The sequence below is a fragment of the Arthrobacter parietis genome, from assembly GCF_039530425.1.
Taxonomy (GTDB): domain Bacteria; phylum Actinomycetota; class Actinomycetes; order Actinomycetales; family Micrococcaceae; genus Arthrobacter_D; species Arthrobacter_D parietis.
The window spans coordinates 1,363,835-1,380,998 of sequence record NZ_BAAAON010000001.1; the positions used below are offsets into that span (position 1 = coordinate 1,363,835).

The 17,164-nt window shown below is 64.3% G+C and carries 17 protein-coding genes; 10 read left to right on the top strand and 7 right to left on the bottom strand.

Translation table 11 applies throughout. The annotated features are described in order from the left end of the window. The first annotated feature begins 3 nt into the window (after window positions 1-3). Window positions 4-1,809 carry a glycoside hydrolase family 15 protein gene (locus ABFX19_RS06475; RefSeq protein WP_346027835.1) on the top strand — a complete coding sequence of 602 codons (1,806 nt, stop codon included), beginning with the start codon at window positions 4-6 and terminating at the stop codon, window positions 1,807-1,809. Window positions 1,810-1,875: 66 nt separating this feature from the next. Here the strand turns inward: ABFX19_RS06475 and ABFX19_RS06480 are convergent, their stop codons facing one another. Continuing rightward, complete coding sequence (locus ABFX19_RS06480) at window positions 1,876-3,051, bottom strand: zinc-dependent alcohol dehydrogenase (protein WP_346027836.1); 1,176 nt, start codon at window positions 3,049-3,051, stop codon at window positions 1,876-1,878. 102 nt (window positions 3,052-3,153) lie between these two features. On the opposite strand from ABFX19_RS06480, the gene ABFX19_RS06485 reads away from it, so the two are divergent. Continuing rightward, a complete protein-coding gene (locus tag ABFX19_RS06485) occupies window positions 3,154-3,873 on the top strand; it encodes an AzlC family ABC transporter permease (protein WP_346027837.1) in 720 nt (239 codons plus the stop codon). Next, on the top strand, window positions 3,870-4,181 hold the full coding sequence (locus ABFX19_RS06490; RefSeq protein WP_346027838.1) for an AzlD domain-containing protein: 312 nt from the start codon (window positions 3,870-3,872) through the stop codon (window positions 4,179-4,181). The genes ABFX19_RS06485 and ABFX19_RS06490 overlap by 4 nt, the downstream gene beginning before the upstream one ends. A gap of 50 nt (window positions 4,182-4,231) precedes the next feature. On the opposite strand, the gene ABFX19_RS06495 is transcribed toward ABFX19_RS06490, so the two are convergent. Then, window positions 4,232-5,359, bottom strand: a complete 1,128-nt coding sequence (locus tag ABFX19_RS06495) for an acetate/propionate family kinase (RefSeq protein WP_277358774.1) — start codon at window positions 5,357-5,359, stop codon at window positions 4,232-4,234. Next, window positions 5,356-7,449, bottom strand: coding sequence for a phosphate acetyltransferase (pta, locus tag ABFX19_RS06500; RefSeq protein WP_277358773.1), 2,094 nt, complete (start codon window positions 7,447-7,449; stop codon window positions 5,356-5,358). Before pta ends, ABFX19_RS06495 begins: the two co-directional genes overlap by 4 nt. A gap of 135 nt (window positions 7,450-7,584) precedes the next feature. Here pta and ABFX19_RS06505 point away from each other — a divergent pair, with 135 nt between their 5' ends. The 5 genes from ABFX19_RS06505 to ABFX19_RS06525 are packed head-to-tail and all read left to right on the top strand — an operon-like array spanning window position 7,585 to window position 10,377. After that, complete coding sequence (locus ABFX19_RS06505) at window positions 7,585-7,938, top strand: thiamine-binding protein (RefSeq protein ID WP_277358772.1); 354 nt, start codon at window positions 7,585-7,587, stop codon at window positions 7,936-7,938. Further along, on the top strand, window positions 7,935-8,579 hold the full coding sequence (locus ABFX19_RS06510) for an O-methyltransferase (protein ID WP_346027839.1): 645 nt from the start codon (window positions 7,935-7,937) through the stop codon (window positions 8,577-8,579). Before ABFX19_RS06505 ends, ABFX19_RS06510 begins: the two co-directional genes overlap by 4 nt. 59 nt (window positions 8,580-8,638) lie before the next feature. Beyond that, window positions 8,639-9,193: a GNAT family N-acetyltransferase gene (locus tag ABFX19_RS06515; RefSeq protein ID WP_277358770.1), complete on the top strand. Its 555-nt coding sequence runs from the start codon at window positions 8,639-8,641 to the stop codon at window positions 9,191-9,193. Between the two features lies 1 nt (window position 9,194). Then, window positions 9,195-9,509 (top strand): TM2 domain-containing protein, encoded by a 315-nt coding sequence (locus ABFX19_RS06520; RefSeq protein WP_277358769.1) that lies wholly within the window; start codon window positions 9,195-9,197, stop codon window positions 9,507-9,509. A gap of 31 nt (window positions 9,510-9,540) precedes the next feature. Next, window positions 9,541-10,377, top strand: coding sequence for a spermidine synthase (locus tag ABFX19_RS06525; RefSeq protein ID WP_346027840.1), 837 nt, complete (start codon window positions 9,541-9,543; stop codon window positions 10,375-10,377). An 11-nt stretch (window positions 10,378-10,388) separates the two neighbouring features. Here ABFX19_RS06525 and ABFX19_RS06530 read toward each other — a convergent pair whose 3' ends face one another. Next, window positions 10,389-11,819 (bottom strand): NCS2 family permease, encoded by a 1,431-nt coding sequence (locus ABFX19_RS06530; protein ID WP_428831025.1) that lies wholly within the window; start codon window positions 11,817-11,819, stop codon window positions 10,389-10,391. 114 nt (window positions 11,820-11,933) lie between these two features. Between ABFX19_RS06530 and ABFX19_RS06535 the strand changes: the two genes are divergently transcribed. Further along, window positions 11,934-12,593 carry a copper resistance CopC family protein gene (locus ABFX19_RS06535; protein ID WP_277358766.1) on the top strand — a complete coding sequence of 220 codons (660 nt, stop codon included), beginning with the start codon at window positions 11,934-11,936 and terminating at the stop codon, window positions 12,591-12,593. Between the two features lie 37 nt (window positions 12,594-12,630). Here ABFX19_RS06535 and ABFX19_RS06540 read toward each other — a convergent pair whose 3' ends face one another. Continuing rightward, window positions 12,631-13,323 carry an FAD-dependent monooxygenase gene (locus tag ABFX19_RS06540; protein WP_346027842.1) on the bottom strand — a complete coding sequence of 231 codons (693 nt, stop codon included), beginning with the start codon at window positions 13,321-13,323 and terminating at the stop codon, window positions 12,631-12,633. Between the two features lie 263 nt (window positions 13,324-13,586). Between ABFX19_RS06540 and ABFX19_RS06545 the strand changes: the two genes are divergently transcribed. Then, window positions 13,587-14,603, top strand: a complete 1,017-nt coding sequence (locus ABFX19_RS06545) for a universal stress protein (protein ID WP_277358764.1) — start codon at window positions 13,587-13,589, stop codon at window positions 14,601-14,603. On the opposite strand, the gene ABFX19_RS06550 is transcribed toward ABFX19_RS06545, so the two are convergent. Then, window positions 14,600-16,096 carry a C40 family peptidase gene (locus ABFX19_RS06550; protein WP_346027843.1) on the bottom strand — a complete coding sequence of 499 codons (1,497 nt, stop codon included), beginning with the start codon at window positions 16,094-16,096 and terminating at the stop codon, window positions 14,600-14,602. The genes ABFX19_RS06545 and ABFX19_RS06550 overlap by 4 nt on opposite strands. A gap of 141 nt (window positions 16,097-16,237) precedes the next feature. Then, window positions 16,238-17,155: a cation diffusion facilitator family transporter gene (locus ABFX19_RS06555; RefSeq protein ID WP_056545857.1), complete on the bottom strand. Its 918-nt coding sequence runs from the start codon at window positions 17,153-17,155 to the stop codon at window positions 16,238-16,240. Window positions 17,156-17,164 lie beyond the last annotated feature (9 nt).

The window sequence follows — 17,164 nt, forward strand, 5'->3', positions numbered from 1 at the left end:
CGCATGGCTATGCCGATTGAGGACTACGCGCTGATTTCCGATCTTCATACCGGTGCGCTCGTTTCCCGGGGTGGGAGCGTGGACTGGCTTTGTTACCCGCGGTTCGACTCGGCGTCGGTTTTTTCCGCGCTGCTGGGCAATGACAATCACGGACGTTGGCTCGTGGCGCCGGCGCACGCCGCCGGTGTTGCGGAGCTGGTGGAGTGGAAGTACATCGACTCCACGTTCGTACTGCAGTCCAGATGGCGTACCGAAGCCGGTGAAGTCCTGGTGACCGACTACATGCCCATCCATGACCGGCGCGCATCCCTTGCACGGCGCATCGAGGGAATCAGCGGATCAGTGCCGATGCGCCAGGAGCTTGTAGTGCGCTTCGGCTACGGCGAGGTGCTGCCATGGGTGCGGCGTACCCATGAGGAGGGCGGTCCCGGAATTCTCGCGATGGCCGGGCCGGATGCCCTGCTCCTGCGTGGCACCCATCTTCCGCGCGCCGCCGATCACCGCCACGTGGGAGAGTTCACCGTCGAAGCCGGTGAAAAGGTGGACCTCGAGCTGGTGTGGTACCCATCCCACCGTCCGCAGCCGACGCCCCTGGACTTCGACGTCACACTGCAGGCAACCATCGACTACTGGCAGGGCTGGGCGGAAAGCTGCGAGAAGCAGGGCGAGTATGACGGCATCGTCAAGCGCTCACTCCTGGTGCTGCGTGCCCTGACGCATGAAGACACCGGCGGCATCGTCGCGGCCCCCACCACGTCGCTGCCCGAGGCCTTCGGCGGCGAGCGTAACTGGGATTACCGGTTCTGCTGGCTACGTGACGCCGCATTGACGCTCGAAGCGATGATGACGCACGGCTACGAGGATGAGGCCTCGGAATGGCGGAACTGGTTGCTCCGTGCGGTTGCCGGCGACCCCGAGGATCTCCAGATCATGTACAGCGTTTCGGGTGAGCGGAACCTTCCCGAGAAAGTCCTGGGGCACCTGCCGGGTTACGCGGACTCCGCTCCAGTTCGGATCGGCAACGGGGCCGTGACCCAATACCAGGCCGACGTCGTCGGTGAAGTGATGGTTGCCCTGGAAAAGCTGCGCAAGCGCGGAGTGAAGGAAGACGAATTCTCCTGGCCGCTGCAGCATGCACTGTTGGGGTTCCTGGAGAAACACCTGAGCGCCAAGGATCACGGTATCTGGGAGATGCGCGGTGAGCCGGCCTACTTCACGCACTCCCGCGTCATGATGTGGGCCGCGTTCGACCGCGGAGCCCGCGCGGTCCGCGAACACGGTCTCAAGGGTGAGGCAGACCGATGGGAGCAACTCCGGGATGAGCTCCGCATCGAGATCCTTGAGCAGGGTTTCAGCAGGGAGGTGGACTCTTTCACCCAGTATTACGGCACCACCTTGGTGGATGCATCACTGCTGCAGCTGCCGCAGGTCGGATTCGTTGATTACGACGACCCGATGATGATCGGCACGGTTGCGAGGCTGGAAGAAGAGCTGCTCGATGAGCATGGGCTGCTACTCCGCTACCGCACCGAATCATCAATCGATGGCTTGGCGCCCGGCGAGCACCCGTTCCTTGCCTGTTCCTTCTGGCTCGTTGAGCAGTATGCGCATACCGGCAGGCTTCAGGACGCCAAGAAACTGATGGACCAGCTGGTGGGCTACGCCAACCAGCTTGGCCTGCTGTCCGAGGAGTACGACGCCGGAAACGCCAGGATGGCCGGGAACTTCCCTCAGGCGTTTTCCCACCTGGGGCTGGTGCGGGCCGCCGATGCGATCCACGCGGCCCAGCAGGTCTCCCTCGCGCACTGATTTCACAGGACACGCCCCTTATGAAGGGTCATAAGGGGCGTGTCCTGTCAGATGAACGGTGGACGGTTAAGGCTTGAGCACCACCTTGATGCAGCCGTCCTCCTTCTTCTGGAAAGTTTCGTAGGCAGCCGGTCCCTCATCCAGAGGAACTTCGTGGGTCTTGAGATCCATGACGCCCAGCGGATCCGAGGGGTCTTCCACGATGGGAAGCAGTTCATCGGTCCACCGGCGGACATTGCACTGACCCATGCGTGTCTGAATCTGCTTGTCGAACATGGTCAGCAGAGGCATGGGGCTTGCCGTGCCGCCATACACGCCGCTGATTGATATAGTTCCGCCCCGGCGCACCGCATCAATCGCCGCGTGCAGGACGCTCAGCCGGTCCACTCCGGCTGTTTCCATGGCTTTCTTGGCTACAGCGTCAGGGAGGAGCCCGACGGCGTGCTGTGCGAAGGCGCCGAGGGGTGAGTGATGTGCCTCCATGCCGACGGCGTCAACGACGGCGTCCGGGCCGCGCCCGTCGGTCATTTCCCGAAGCTCATCGCCGACATTCTTCGAGAAGTCGACAACCTCGATGCCGTGCCGCTCTGCCATTGCGCGGCGCTCCGCCACGGGCTCAACCGCGATTACCCGCTGACCGAGGTACTTGCCGACCCTGCTGGCGAACTGGCCAACGGGACCAAGACCGAAGACGGCCAGGGTCCCGCCGTCGGGCACGTCCGCGTACTTCACGCCCTGCCAGGCGGTGGGGAGGATATCGGAAAGGTACAGGTAGCGCTCGTCGGGCAGCTCGCTGCCCACCTTGACGGCCCCGTAGTTTGCGTGCGGAACGCGCAGGTATTCGGCCTGGCCGCCCGGCACGGAGCCATACAGTTCCGAATACCCGAGCATCTTCGCGCCAGTGCCTTTGTCCCTGCTTTGGGTGGTCTCGCACTGGGACTGCAGGCCCTGATTGCACATCCAGCAGTGGCCGCACGCTACGTTGAACGGGATGACCACGCGGTCTCCGGGCGTGAGGTTGGTTACGCTGCTTCCCACCTCTTCCACGATGCCCATTGGTTCATGGCCAAGGATGTCCCCTTTGTTCATGAACGGACCGAGCACCTCGTAGAGGTGAAGGTCGGATCCGCAGATCGCGGTTGAAGTGATGCGAACGATTGCATCCGTGGGCTCCTGAATTCGCGGATCAGGAACGTTGTCGATGCTGAGCGATCGCTTGCCCTGCCAGGTAAGTGCCTTCATGTTGGTCTCTCCAAGGGGTTGGTAAGCATGCTGACTATAATCAGTATTGCCGGGATTCCGTCGGAAGTGAACCCCATAGGCGGAACGGCATACGCTTGGCCGGTGGAGTTATCGAGATCCCCGGCTGTCCGGGTTGGACTGTCAATTGCCGTGGCTACCGGCCTCTATGGGGTGTCTTTCGGTGCCTTGTCAGTCGCCTCCGGGTTGGACCTCCTGCAGACCATGGCACTGAGTCTCCTGTTATTCAGCGGCGGTTCCCAGTTCGCGTTCATCGGCGTGGTGGGAGGCGGCGGAACCGGGGCGGCCGCGATGTCCGCGGCTTCCCTGCTCGGTATCCGCAACGCCGTCTACGGCATGCAGATGAACGCGATGCTCCGGCCGCGCGGCCTGCGCCGTTTCGCGGCCGCCCAGGTAACCATTGATGAATCGACGGCGACGGCCACGGGACAAAGCGATCCCCAGGAGCAGGCGCGCGGGTTCTGGGTTGCAGGGATCGGTATATACGTTCTATGGAATGTCTTTACCCTTGCGGGCGCGCTACTGGGGAACGCACTCGGTGATCCTGCGCAATGGGGCCTGGACGGCGCTGCGGTCGCCGCATTCCTCGGATTGCTGTGGCCCCGGTTGAAGGCGCGGGAGCCGGCGGCCATCGCCGTGGTCTGTGCGCTGGTTACCCTGCTCACCGTCCCCTTTGTGCCTGCGGGCATCCCGATCCTGTTGGCCGCCGCGGTAGCTGCGCTGGCCGGCTGGTTCAGTTCCGGTCCCCCGCGCGAGGGCCTGGAGCCCGATGTCGAGCCCTATCCCACGGAAGGACACCGGTGAACCTCTGGATCTGGATCCTCATTGCCTGCGGAATCAGCTATCTCACGAAGCTCGCCGGCTATCTGGTGCCCGCGCGCCTCATGGAGAACCCGCACATGACCCGCGTCGCCGGCACGCTGACTATCGGGCTGCTCGCGTCACTGACCGCCGTGAACACCTTTTCGAGCGGGCAATCCCTGGTGATTGATGCGCGCCTCGCGGCCGTCGTCGCAGCAGGGGTGGCGCTGTGGCTGCGGGCACCGTTCCTCGTCGTCGTCCTCGTGGGGGCGGGCGCCGCGGCACTGGCGCGTCTGCTTGGCGCCCCCTAGCCCCGTGAATACGGCCGCTCGCGTGTGCCGAGTGGCTCACTAGCAGGGATCTAGACAGAGCCGACGACGGCGGCAGTCGCCTCAGCGATAGCCGCCTCTTCGTCTGTGGGCACCACGAGGACCGGGAAAGCCGATTCCTCTGTGCTGATCTCCCGCGGCGAGCCGCCCGGTTTCTGGTTTTCGGCGTCGTCAATGTAGACACCCAGGGCGCCCAGACGCTTGACCACCCGCTCCCGGAAACGCCAGGAGTTCTCCCCGATGCCCGCCGTGAACACGAGCGCCTGCGCGCCTCCAACAGCAACGTGGTACCCGCCGATGTACTTCGCGAGGCGATAGGAGGCGATCTCCAGCGCCATGGTGCCGGCAGCGTCCCCGGACTCCTCGATTGAACGCATGTCATTGTGGCCTGTGAGGCCCTTCAAGCCGGACCCGCGGTTGAGTAATTGATCGAGATCCTTCTCCATGTAGCCCTCCCGGCTGAGGAACAGCAGGATCGACGGGTCGATGTCGCCGGACCTGGTTCCCATGACAAGTCCCTCCAGCGGAGTGAACCCCATCGAGGTATCAATGCTTTGGCCATCCTGCACAGCAGTAATGGACGCGCCGTTGCCCAGGTGCGCGATGATGCCCGTGAATTCGGTTGGCGGCATCCCGAGCAGCTCGGCGGCGTGCCGAGTCACGTACTCGAAGGAGGTGCCGTGAAACCCGTACCGGCGGATGCCGAACTTCTTGTACAGCTCATCCGGCACGGCGTACCGCCACGCATGCTCGGGCAGCGTGCGGTGGAAGGCCGTGTCAAACACTGCCACCTGCGGCATGTCCGGCCACCGCTCGGCAATGGCGCGCAGACCCTGCACGTTGGCAGGATTGTGCAACGGGGCCAGTGGGTTGAGCCGGTCGATCGCGCGGATGATCTCATTCGTGATGAGCACTGGTTCGCTGAACCGTTCGCCGCCGTGAACCACGCGGTGACCGACGGCGTCGATGGACTTGCCCTGCAGCTTGGCGTCCAGCTCCTCGGTGACCCGGTCCAGCGCTTCGGTGTGATCCTTCGGGCCGCCGTTCGCGGTGTCGCCGATGCGCTCGATCAGCCCGTTGGCCAGGCGCTCCCCGCTCACGGAATCCCGGACTTGGTACTTGAGCGATGACGAGCCCGAGTTGATGACGAGGATGATCATGGCGCCTCCTGCGCTGGTGTGCCCTGCGCCTGCACGGCGGTGATGGCGACGGTGTTCACAATATCTTCGACGGTGCAGCCCCGTGACAGGTCATTGACCGGCTTGCGCAGGCCCTGAAGCACCGGCCCCACGGCGACCGCACCGGCTGATTGCTGAACCGCCTTGTACGTGTTGTTGCCTGTATTCAGATCGGGGAATATGAAGACGGTTGCCTGCCCCGCGACCGACGACCCGGGCAATTTGGACTCTGCCACGGAGGCGTCTACGGCGGCGTCGTACTGGATGGGCCCCTCCACCGGCAGGTCGGGGCGGATCGAGCGGACCAGCTCCGTGGCCCGCCGCACCTCGTCCACTGCGCCTCCGTAACCCGACTCTCCGGTGGAGTAGGAGAGCATGGCCACGCGCGGTTCAACCCCGAACTGGGCAGCCGTTTCAGCCGACGCCACAGCGATATCCGCCAGTTGCTCCTCGGTGGGATCCGGATTGACGGCGCAGTCTCCGTACACCAGCACGCGGTCACGAAGCAGCATCAGGAACACGGAGGAGACAATTTTCACGCCCTCCTTCGTCTTCACGAACTCAAGCGCGGGCCGGATGGTGTTCGCGGTGGTGTGCGCGGCGCCGGAGACCATGCCGTCAACGTAACCCAGCTGAACCATCATTGTTCCGAAGTAGGAGCCATCGAGCATGCGGTCCCGGGCGTCGTCGAGCGAGACGTTCTTGTGCGCACGCAGCCGCGCGTACTCCGCAGCGAACTCCTCGCGCAGGTCCGAGGTTGCCGGGTCCAGCAGGGTGAGCCCGGTCAGGTCCACACCGAGGCCGGCGGCACGCTCGCGCAGCTGTCCCTCCGGTCCGAGGATTGTCAGGTCGCAGACATCCCGGCGGCGCAGGATCTCAGCGGCGCGGAGGATCCGCTCGTCCAGGCCTTCGGGTAGAACCACATGCTTACGGTCCGCGCGGGCCTTCTCGATCAGCTCGTGCAGGAACCGCAGCGGAGTCATCTTCACCGGCCGGGGCAGCTCAAGGCGCTCCAGCAGCTCCGTCGCATCCACCTGCCGTGCCCACACACCAAGTGCGGCGGCAGCCTTGCGCCGCAAGCCGGTCGCAATCTCGCCGCGCACCTCACTGACGCGCTTCGCGGCCGTGTAGGTGTCGTCGTCGACCGCGAAAACAGGGAAGGTGGCATGGGCAAGCAGGGCAAGGATATTGGGGTCCGGCGTCAGACCACCGGTGAGAATCATGCCGGAGGGCACGGGAAACTCAGGCGAGAACGACGACGCCACAGTTGCCACCAGCACGTCCGCCCGGTCTCCGGGAACAATCACGAGGGCGCCGTCGGTCAGCAGTTCCAGGAAGTGGCCAACGTTCATGGCAGCGACGCGGATGGAGGAGACATCACGTTCCAGGCTGGCGCCGCCGGCGATGTGACGCGCGTCCAGGGCGCCGGCAACCTCCGCCATTGTCGGCTGGGAGATCTCGCTCATTTCGGGAATGACGTAGACCGGGCGGCCGGACTTCCCCGGGCGCACCTGATCGCGGATGGCCTCTACGGCGCTCTCTGCCGCACGGTTCACCATCATGGCCAGCAGCGACACCTCCGCTGCGTCCAGTTCCCTGCGCGCGACGTCGACGGCGTCAGCTGCCTCAGCGGAGGTCATGTCCTTTGCGCTTACCACGGCAAGCACCATGGCGCCCAGATTGTTGGCCAGCCGTGCGTTCAGATCAAACTCGACGGCGGCGTCCTGCCCGCTCAGGTCCGTCCCCTCCACGATGATTACGTCGCAGGACTGCGCCATCTCGCTGTACACGGAGACGGAACGCGCATCGATTTCCTCGCGCTCGCCGGACACGAGCAGGGCCCGGGCTTCCGCCCGCGTCATGGCGCTCCTGGCGGTCTTCTCATCCAGCCCGAACGCGCGCCGCATGAGGAGAACCATCGGATCATCGTTGCCGTCTTCCGCTTCCGAGATTGGGCGAAGGAAGCCGATCCTGTCCGCGTGCCCCTGCAGCATGCTGGCCAACCCCAGGGAGATGAGCGATTTGCCTGACCCGGGGGCCATGGCGCTGACATAAATTCCGCGGGTGGTCATTCCTTCATCCTGCACGATCGACGGTGCATAGTCACTGCCCGGCGCCTGCTGCCTGCGTCACCCTCCGGACTGCCGGTTCACCCTCGACGTACGGAACGGGTGACCGGTGGGGCCAAACCTGACAGACTGTTTCCCATGCTCGTAGCCTTCTCAGTTGCACCTTCCGGCCGGCCCAGCGGCGCACGTCAGGACACCAGCGAAAACGGGGACGGTTCGGTTCACGCCGCGGTAGCCGAAGCCGTGAAGATCGTGCGTGACTCCGGCCTGCCGAACTCCACCAGTTCCATGTTCACCGAGATCGAGGGTGAGTGGGATGAGGTCATGGACGTGGTCAGACGCGCTACGGAGGCAGTGGCCAAGTACGGCAGCCGCGTCTCCCTGGTGCTCAAGGCGGACATCCGTCCCGGCCACACGGGCGAGCTCAGCGGAAAAGTGGAGCGCCTCGAGCGCGCGATTGATGAGATGGACGAGTACCAGGGCCACTCATGAGTAACTGGACAGAGGTTGACAGCTACCTGAACCGCACGGTGGTCCAACCGGACGCCGCTCTCCTTGCGGCCGTTGACAATACCCGCAACGCAGGTATGCCTGCCATTGAAGTGACTGCCGGGCAGGGCAAGTTCCTCATGCTCCTTGCCCGTATCCATCAGGCGAAGCGGGTCCTGGAGATCGGTACGCTGGGCGGCTTCAGCACCACCTGGCTGGCACGCGGTCTTCCCGAGAGCGGAACCATTGATACCTGCGAGTATGAGCCCGCCCATGCAGAGGTGGCCAGGCGCAGTCTGGAGGTGGCCGGCGTCGGGCACAAGGTAACCGTGCACGTGGGAGCGGCACTGGAGACGCTTCCCACGCTGGAAGGGCCCTATGACCTCTTCTTCATCGACGCGGACAAGGCGAACAACCCCAACTATCTGGAGTGGGCGGTGAAGCTGTCCCGGCCGGGATCCGTCATTGTGCTCGATAACGTGGTGCGCGGGGGCAGCGTGCTGGACGAGAACGGCGACGAAGACATCCAGGGCACCCGCAGGGCGCTGGAACTGCTCGGTAGCCACCCGCGCCTTGATGCGACTGCCCTGCAGACAGTTGGGTCCAAGGACTGGGATGGGTTTGCGGTCGCCATCGTCAACTAGGACGCAACTACAACCGCTGCAGGCGAGTGACCGTCGTCGTTCCCGATAGCATGAACGGCATGGCCACCATCCGTCCGCTCCGCATCGACGAGACCGAAGCTGCGCTGCGCATGAAGAACCAGGGCTGGCGCCAGGCCTACCGGGGGAAGGTGCGCGAAGAAGTCCTCGATGGCCTGGATGACGGCATCGAAGCCATCGCCGAAGCGTGGAGACAGGGATTCGATGAGAGCGGCAGCGTACCGCTGGTAGCGGTCAACGACGACGGCGCGATCGTCGGTATTGCAGCAGGCGGTGAGGCGCGGGGTGATAACCCTCCTGCCGCCGTCGAACTCTTTATGCTGTACGTGCTGGAGGAGTATTACGGCACCGGTCTGGGCCGGGCGCTCGCCGATGCCGCTATCGGCGATGCCGCCGCGTGCGTCTGGGTCCTGGAGGGCAACGAACGCGCCATCGCTTTCTACCGCAAGCTCGGCTTCGCTCCGGACGGAGAGCGGGAACAACTCTCCGAACGGTGGAACGGCCTTCATGAGATTCGGATGGTGCGCGCTGCCTGCGCCGTCGAGCCGCCGCGCATCAGCGCTTCGGCATCAGGTTCACAACTGACAGGGGAATGACGTGTCCAACTACTACGGCAACCAGCCTTCTCAACACGTGGTGGTCTACGCCGCGAAGGAAAGCTGGCTCGCCTACCTGCTCTGGTTCCTGCTCGGAAACTTCGGCGCCCACAAGTTCTACCTGCGCCAGAACGGGATGGGCTTCCTCTACCTGGGCCTGGGTCTCATTGGCTACGCCACGGCGTGGTTTGTTCTCGGGTTCCTGTTCCTGATCCCGCTGTGGATCATGATGGTCATTGACCTGTTCACCATTCCGGGCAGGGTGCGGCAGGTCAACGCACACCTGCACCACCAGGGTGCCGTCCGTCCTTACTAGCCGAACGGCACCAGGCAAAGCGTAAGGATCAATGGGACGCCAGCGCGAGCGCAGGGAAACAGCGGGCACAGACGGCGGTCCGGTTCCCGGCATTCACACCATCGACACCGGCACTTGTGAGCTCGTCCACGACCGCTTCAATCCCAACGGCTGGGTGCTTCACATCAATGGTGTGCCGAGTTCCCACATCGACCTCACCGATCCTGCCCGGCTCGACTTCGAGTACATGCGCTGGATCAGTTCGCTGGTAACGTCCCAGTGGCCGTCCACGTTCCGGCTCCGCGCCCTGCATCTTGGTGGCGGGGCCTGCTCGCTGGCGCGGAGTTTTGCCGTGACCTTTCCCGATGCGCGGCAGGTGGTCGTGGAACTCGACGGCGCGCTCGCGGGCCTGGTGCGTGAGTGGTTCGACCTGCCGCGTGCACCGCTGCTACGGATCCGTGTTGGCGAAGCGCGCAAAGTCACTGAGGCACTGTCCGCGAGTAGCCGGGACCTCATCATCCGGGACGTCTTCGCGGGCAGCCGCACTCCAGCCCCGCTGACCACCGTCGAGTTTGTTGAGCACGCCAAGCGTGTCCTGGATGCGGCCGGGGTCTATGTCGTCAATTGCGGGGATTCCCCGGACCTGGGGATGGCGCGGCGCGAGGCGGCGACCATCTCCGCTGCCTTCACCCATACCGTGATCATTGCGGACCCCGCAATGCTCAAGGGCCGGCGCTACGGAAATGTGATTCTTGCCGGAAGCGATGCTCCACTTGGGGAGGATCCCGGCCTGGCTCGTGAGCTGCTTGGCGGCGGAGTGCCGGCGCACCTGTGGCGGGATGCGCAGGTGACCCGTTTCATCAGTGGCGCGGCAGTCCTCACCGACTAGCAACGGGTGGGTCAGCCGACGCCGAGCAGCTGCTCGATCGGGCCGATCCCGAAGAACACCACGAATGCACCTGCCACGGCCCACATCAGCGGGTGGATTTCCCTGGCCCTGCCCTGGAACGTGCGGACCAGGACGTACGCGATGAACCCGGCGCCCAGTCCATTGGCGATCGAGTAGGTGAACGGCATGAGCGTGAACGTCAGGAACGCGGGAATGGCGATTCCCCAGTCCTGCCAGTCAATCCGGCCCACCTGGGACACCATCATGAAACCAACGACGACGAGGGCAGGCGCCACTGCCTCGAACGGCACCAGCGAGATCAGCGGCGTAAAGAACATGGCCACGAGGAACAGCAGGCCGGTCACGATGTTGGCGATGCCGGTGCGCGCGCCTTCGCCGATACCGGCGCCCGATTCGACGTAGATCTGGTTGGAAGAGACTGATCCCGCCCCGCCGGCCACCGCTCCGAGAGCGTCAACAATGAGAACGCGGTCGACGCCGGGGATGTTGCCCCGCTTGTCCACCAGCTTTGCTTCATTTGCCAGGCCCACCATGGTGCCCATGGCGTCGAAGAAGATGCTGAGCAGGATGGTGAAGGTGAGCAGCAGGGCGGCGGTGGCGCCGAGGCTGCCGAACGCCCCGAAGACGCTGACACTGCCGACCAGGCTCAGGTCGGGGAGGCCGATCCAGGCCCCGGAAGGAAGCTCCGGAACAACGAGCGACCAGCCCTGTGGGTTGGAGCCGTCCGGTCCCACACTCGGCCCGACGTTCGCCACGGCTTCGATGATGACGGCCAGAATGGTGGCGGCGATGACACCGATCAGGATGCCGCCGCGAACCTTGCGGACCACCAGTGCGATGGTCAGGATCAGGCCGAATACGAACACCAGGGTGGGCCAGCCGAGGAGTACGCCCCCGAATCCCAACCCGACCGGCACGGTGGTCTCCGCAACATCTGGGATACGCCGGACAAAACCGGCGTTCACCAGTCCGATCAGTGCGATGAAGAGCCCGATACCGACGACGATCGCTGTTTTCAGGCTCTCCGGCACGGCATTGAAGACGGCGGTACGGAAGCCCGTCAGGACCAGCACCAGCATGGTCAGGCCGGCAAGAACCACAAGGCCCATCATGTCCGGCCAGGTGAGCTCCGGATTGGTGGCAACCGTGATGGCCACAAAGGCGTTGACGCCCAGCCCGGTGGCAAGAGCAAAGGGATACTTGGCCCAGGCGCCCATGAGGATGGTCAGCAGTCCCGCGACGAGCGCGGTCACTGCCGCCACACGTTCAAACCCGAGGCTGCCTCCGCTTGCGTCCGCTCCAGCGAGGATCAGCGGGTTGAGCACCACTATGTAGCTCATCGCGAAGAACGTGGCGATGCCGCCCCTGATTTCACGTGAGTAGGTTGATCCGCGAGCGGTGAGCTGGAAGTAGCGGTCCATCGCGGTGCGCAGTTCAGGCACGGGTATTCCTCTGTTGGTGGGGGAGTTTCGCTCAAGGAGTCTATCCAATGGCGGATTCAGGATTCTGCCAGTTCGCTCCCGTAGGCTTAAGGCATGAAGCCTTCCGCAGTAGTTGCAGCGCGCGCGGCGCGTATTCCGGGTGCGCGTTCCGTTCAGCGCACCGCCGTGCTCCTGGCCGGCGTACTTCTGGTTGCGTTCGCGTTAGTCCTGGGATCAGCCTCGATTGCGTCAGCGCATGATGAGCTGAGCTCCTCGACTCCGGAGCCGGGTGCAACGCTCAAGACAATGCCTCAGGCGATTGAACTCACGTTCACCAATGTTCCTGCGACCATCGGCTCGCAGGTTCAGGTGCTTGATGCTGCGGGCGAAGACTGGGCTGAGGGCGAGGTCTCCATCACTGACACCGTGGCCACACAGGCGATCCGCGCCGGGGCGCCGGCCGGAACCTACACGGTGAACTGGCGTGTGGTGTCCTCTGATTCGCACCCGATTGAAGGTACCTTCGACTTCACGGCTACGGCAGGCGCTGCTGCCGAGGCGTCTGAGGCTGCGGGGACGCCTGAGGCGTCCGCGGGTACAGCAGGCCCGATCGAAACAGCTGACCCCGGCGCGCTTGACCAGGAGCCGGCGGCAGACTCCGGTCTTTCCTGGGGAGTCATCCTGATGATTGCGGTGCTGATTGCGCTCGCTGTGGTGCTGGCACTTGGAGCCAGGCGGCGCCTCACCCAGGGCAACAACGACGACGCCGCGTAGGCACCTTCTCAGGCGCTGATTGCGGGCGGGCACCTTCTCAGGCGCTGATTGCGGGCGGACGCCTGGTTGATCCGGCAACAGCGGCGGCCATCACGGAAGCCTTCACTGGCTGGATCACCTGAGCCGCGAGAGCTCCCTGCGAGACAATTGAGTCGCTGATGACCTTGGCCTGCCGGACAATTTCCCGAGTTGTCGGCGTCAGCATCTCGCCCACCCCGATGAGGTAGAGACCGATAGCCCGAAGCGCCGCTTTGATGTCGATTCCCACTGCGAGGCCGAGGGACTGCACGAAACGGCGCAGCTGGTTCTGTGGATACTTGGTCAAGACCACGTGGTCTGCGAGCAGGACGCCGTTCCGCGTCTGCACCGCCCATTTCTTGGACCCGAGTACCGGAGCCGGAAGAAGCTGGGAGTAGCCCACTATGCACAGTCCCTCAGCAACCGTCTCCTGGCGGATGTCCAGTGAATGGCTTGACGCGTAGCAGCGCAGCAGCCGCAGGAGTTCCGTGCGTTCGGACAGCGACACCGAGTCCGTCATTACGGTTCGGTTTGGCCCGGAGTTCAGGCATTCGATGCTCTCGACCACGATGGACTGCACGCCGCGCCGGCTCAGCTCGCTGGCAACGGCCAGCCCGGACAACCCGGAGCCAATCACCACTGTGGTGGTCATCTCTGCGGCTGAGGGCACGGAAGGATCAGCGGCGACGTGGTCGATCGGCTTCGGCAGCATCGATGAAAACCTCCTGGACGAAGGAGAATTCCGCACAGCCCGGCGCCTCTTCCGGGCTGTGCGGACACTTGGCTGCGAACGGGTCAACCAAGCGCACTGAAAGCGGGCGGGAACCTTTGTGGAGACCATCCGCCCGATAACGATTCTCGAAGCCTATATAACTTTTTGGGTGCTGAATAGTCCTCCTACTGGAGAGTAGGCTAGAAATATCTGGACGGCTGAGCGAAGGTGTCAATTGAGGTTCAACCGCGAGGAGGCGGACCATGAGTGAGGCTCATAAGCCGGAGGCGCCGTGGCATTCCCAGGGGCGCGGACTGGTTGTGGGGGTTGATGGCTCCGACCAGAGCATGTGTGCTCTCGTCTGGGCGGCACAGGAGGCCGAGCGCCGCCACTGCCCACTCCATGTAGTAACTGCCTATACCGTCCCGGTCTTCGCGGCGTCGAGCATGGATGCCGGTTACGCAACCGTGGATGATTCGGTGATCCGGGAGGGGGCGCAGGCGGTCCTCGATCAGTCCATCAGCAAGATAGCCGGTCACCACAACATCGAAATTGTGCCGCGGGTGGAGAGCGGTGATGCCGCAGGTGTGCTCCTTGAGCTCTCCGAGGAGGCCGAACTCATGGTTGTGGGTTCGCGTGGCAGGGGAGGCTTCGTTGGACGCCTCCTTGGCTCCGTGAGCGCCGCACTGCCGGCGCACTCAAAGTGCCCCACTGTGGTTGTACCGCTGTACTGTGCCCCGAGGCTCGATGAGGCCGGCGTATCCGCACCGAAACCGAAGGGCGAGCCGTGCCCGCGCGCGGAAGAGATCGAAAAGGTGGTTGTGGTCGGAGTTGACGGCTCCGAGCAGGCGCGCATGGCTTCGCTGATTGCAGCCGAGCAGGCGCAGTCTCGTGGTCTGCCCGTACGGGTGGTGTGTTCACTGCCGCCCTTCACCGGTTCACTTGCATGGATGCCCACCCCGGTTGACCGGGACGCACTCCACGCGGAGATCATGGTTCAACTCAACGCGGGGAAGGCATGGCTGCAGAGCCATTTCCCTCAACTGGACATATCAGTGGAACTCCTCGACGGGCCTCCCGTTGAGGTGCTGATCGAGGCATCACGGACGGCCGAGCTGGTTGTGCTTGGCACCCGCGGCCGCGGCGGATTCGCCGGAATGCTGCTCGGCTCCACCAGCCAGGGCGTGCTGCACCACGCGAAAGGCCCGGTTCTTGTGGTGCCGGACAGGGAGGATCCTCGCCTGACGGACCGCGCAAACTTCGGACCGATGGTCGCCTAGAACCGCGCAGCGAGCGGGTTGAGTGCGCCCATCCCGCTCATATTCGCGAGATTCACCTCGAGAATGCCCTGTGAGGGGTTCAGGGCGTTGACCACGGTGTTGTTACCTACGTAGATGGCAACGTGCCAGATGCCGGCGCCCTCGCCCCAAAAGACAAGGTCACCGAACTGTGCCTGCGACAGCGGCACATGGGATTGTGCCGCGTAGAACTGCGCGGACGCTGTACGCGGGAGTGAGATGCCCCCTGAGGCAAAGGCCTGCTGCACCAGCCCGGAGCAGTCATAACCCCGCGGACCGTTGCCTCCCCACTGATAGAAATAGGGCGCTCCGACGCGCGCACGGGCGTAACTGACGGCTGCCGCCACTCCGCCGGGATTCACTGCAGGCGGAGCAGGAGCCGGTGCAGGCTGGGGTGCCGGTGCCGGTGCCGGTGCCGGTGCCGGCGGAGGAGGTGCCGGCGTGGGAGCAGGTGCAGGTGCAGGTTGGGGTGCCGGTCGCGGCGGAACCGGAGCGGGCGCGGGAGCAGGAGCCGGCGTCGTCGGACGCGGAGCAGGTGCCGGAGCAGGAATGGTGGGTCGCTGGGGCGCCGGTGCAGGCGCGGGTGTTTGCGGAGAAGCCTGCGCCGGCGGCACCAGTGTGGGGGCTGGAGCAAGCGGTGCTTCGGAGCGAGGCGAGGCGGTCGCTGCGGCAGCCGCCTCGGCTGATGCGGCAAGAATGCGAGCGAGCTCATCCTCGCGTCGTTCCTGTTCAAGGCCGGCGATACGCTGCTCCTCGAGAGCCGCGGTGGTGTCCCGCAGCTGCGCCAACTGCGCAACCAGGGTTCCGCGTTCGGCCTCCTTCTCCTCCACCAGGCTCGCGGCGCTCGCCATCGCGAATTCTGTGGCGGCTCCGGCCTTTTCCGCGGCCTCGGCTGCGTCGGCGGCTGCCTGCTCCGCGTTGCGTGCGTCGGCCTGCAGGGACTCGAGCGACTTCGCCGCAGTTTCAGCCTGGTTGACGGTGCGTGACCGGGAGGCGGCCATGCCTTCGACAGTGGAGGCCTGATACATGATGCTGCCTGGGTCCTGGGCGAACGAAAGGAGGCTGCTGTCCGGCATGATGCCGCCCGCACGGTAAATGTCAGCGGCAAGTTGACCGAGCTCCGTAGAGGCAGTGCGGTAGGTCTGCTCGGCCTGCCCGGCCAGTGCCGAAAGCCGCTGGGCGGTCGACCGCCGCTCATCAAGTTCCGCGAGTGCATCAATGTAGGCGCCCTGCGACTTCATTGCCTCAACCTGCGCGCCCTGCAGCTCTGCGGAAGCATTCTCGAGGATGCTTTCGATCTCTGTCACGAGTTCAGCCGCCGCTGCTGTGTTGTCCTCCGCAGTGGCAATGTCGGCGGGGCTGGGCAGATCCGATGCTGCAAAGGCTGGCGACGGCGTCAATCCCACGGTGAGCAGCGATCCCACGAGCATGGCAGTGAGCGCGGAAAATCCGCGCTGCGAAAAGGTTTGCGGCATAACTCGATCCTCGGACGGCAACCAGACTTGTCCGAGGATAGAGCCCCAAATGTCACTTCGGCAACATTTGTCACACCAGTATCTTAAACAACAGCGGTGTCATTCCCAACGCAAGGCCGTTCACGGCGTGTCGCGCCCGCGTCAGGCGTGCTGCCGGCTCTCATGCACGGCATGCTCCAGCGGTTCAAGTTGAAACGTGCAGTGCTCGGTATCGAAGTGGTTGCTGAGGCAGTGCGTAAGGCGGTCGAGCATGCGGTCAACACCCTCGGCGTTCAGGCTTTCGGTGTCCACCACCACGTGGGCCGAAAAGACGGGAACGCCCGAGGTGATGGTCCACGCGTGAATGTCGTGTGCGTCAACAACCCCCTGCACTTTCAGGATGTGCTCCCGGATCATCGCCGGATCCACACCCTTGGGGGCGGACTCGAGCAGCACATTGATCACGTCTCTCAGCAGGCTCCATGCGCGCGGCAGAATCATGGCTGCAATGAGGATGGAGGCTATGGCGTCAGCCTGCAGGAATCCGGTCACTGCGATGACGACGGCGGCAATCACCACGGCAATTGACCCAAGCAGGTCTCCCAGCACCTCCAGATAGGCGCCTCGAAGATTGAGGCTTTCCTTATGCCCGCCGTGGAGGATCAGCAGACAGGCGAGGTTCGCCGCGCCGCCGAGCAGCGCAGCTATCAGCATGATGTCCGTGCGCACCTCTGTTGGCTCACCCAGCCTGCGGAACGCCTCGATCGCAATGACCACCGCGATCACCACCAGGATGACGGCATTGGCCAGTGCCGCCAGCACTTCTGCCCGCTGGTAGCCGTAGGTGCTCCGCACAGTGGCAGGCCGGGTTGCTATCCAGGAGGCAAGCAGCGCTATGAAAACGCCGGCGGCGTCGGAAAGCATGTGGCCCGCGTCAGCGAGCAGGGCCAGGGACCCGGACAGCGCAGCGCCGATCACCTGAACAACAACGACGGCGAGTGTGATCGCCACGACCAGCACCAGCGACTTGCGGTGCTTCCCCGTCGCGGTGACGGGATGCCCATGAGAGTGTGCGCCCATATAACCAGT

Bases quoted from the DNA above. Each gene is read 5' to 3' on its own strand.
- ABFX19_RS06530 (WP_428831025.1), bottom strand. From the start codon at position 11,819: ATGGACCGCTACTTCCAGCTCACCGCTCGCGGATCAACCTACTCACGT.
- ABFX19_RS06475 (WP_346027835.1), top strand. From the start codon at position 4: ATGGCTATGCCGATTGAGGACTACGCGCTGATTTCCGATCTTCATACC.
- ABFX19_RS06535 (WP_277358766.1), top strand. From the start codon at position 11,934: ATGAAGCCTTCCGCAGTAGTTGCAGCGCGCGCGGCGCGTATTCCGGGT.
- ABFX19_RS06510 (WP_346027839.1), top strand. From the start codon at position 7,935: ATGAGTAACTGGACAGAGGTTGACAGCTACCTGAACCGCACGGTGGTC.
- ABFX19_RS06480 (WP_346027836.1), bottom strand. From the start codon at position 3,051: ATGAAGGCACTTACCTGGCAGGGCAAGCGATCGCTCAGCATCGACAAC.
- ABFX19_RS06545 (WP_277358764.1), top strand. From the start codon at position 13,587: ATGAGTGAGGCTCATAAGCCGGAGGCGCCGTGGCATTCCCAGGGGCGC.
- ABFX19_RS06555 (WP_056545857.1), bottom strand. From the start codon at position 17,155: ATGGGCGCACACTCTCATGGGCATCCCGTCACCGCGACGGGGAAGCAC.
- pta (WP_277358773.1), bottom strand. From the start codon at position 7,449: ATGACCACCCGCGGAATTTATGTCAGCGCCATGGCCCCCGGGTCAGGC.
- ABFX19_RS06515 (WP_277358770.1), top strand. From the start codon at position 8,639: ATGGCCACCATCCGTCCGCTCCGCATCGACGAGACCGAAGCTGCGCTG.
- ABFX19_RS06495 (WP_277358774.1), bottom strand. From the start codon at position 5,359: ATGATCATCCTCGTCATCAACTCGGGCTCGTCATCGCTCAAGTACCAA.
- ABFX19_RS06505 (WP_277358772.1), top strand. From the start codon at position 7,585: ATGCTCGTAGCCTTCTCAGTTGCACCTTCCGGCCGGCCCAGCGGCGCA.
- ABFX19_RS06550 (WP_346027843.1), bottom strand. From the start codon at position 16,096: ATGCCGCAAACCTTTTCGCAGCGCGGATTTTCCGCGCTCACTGCCATG.
- ABFX19_RS06540 (WP_346027842.1), bottom strand. From the start codon at position 13,323: ATGCTGCCGAAGCCGATCGACCACGTCGCCGCTGATCCTTCCGTGCCC.
- ABFX19_RS06525 (WP_346027840.1), top strand. From the start codon at position 9,541: ATGGGACGCCAGCGCGAGCGCAGGGAAACAGCGGGCACAGACGGCGGT.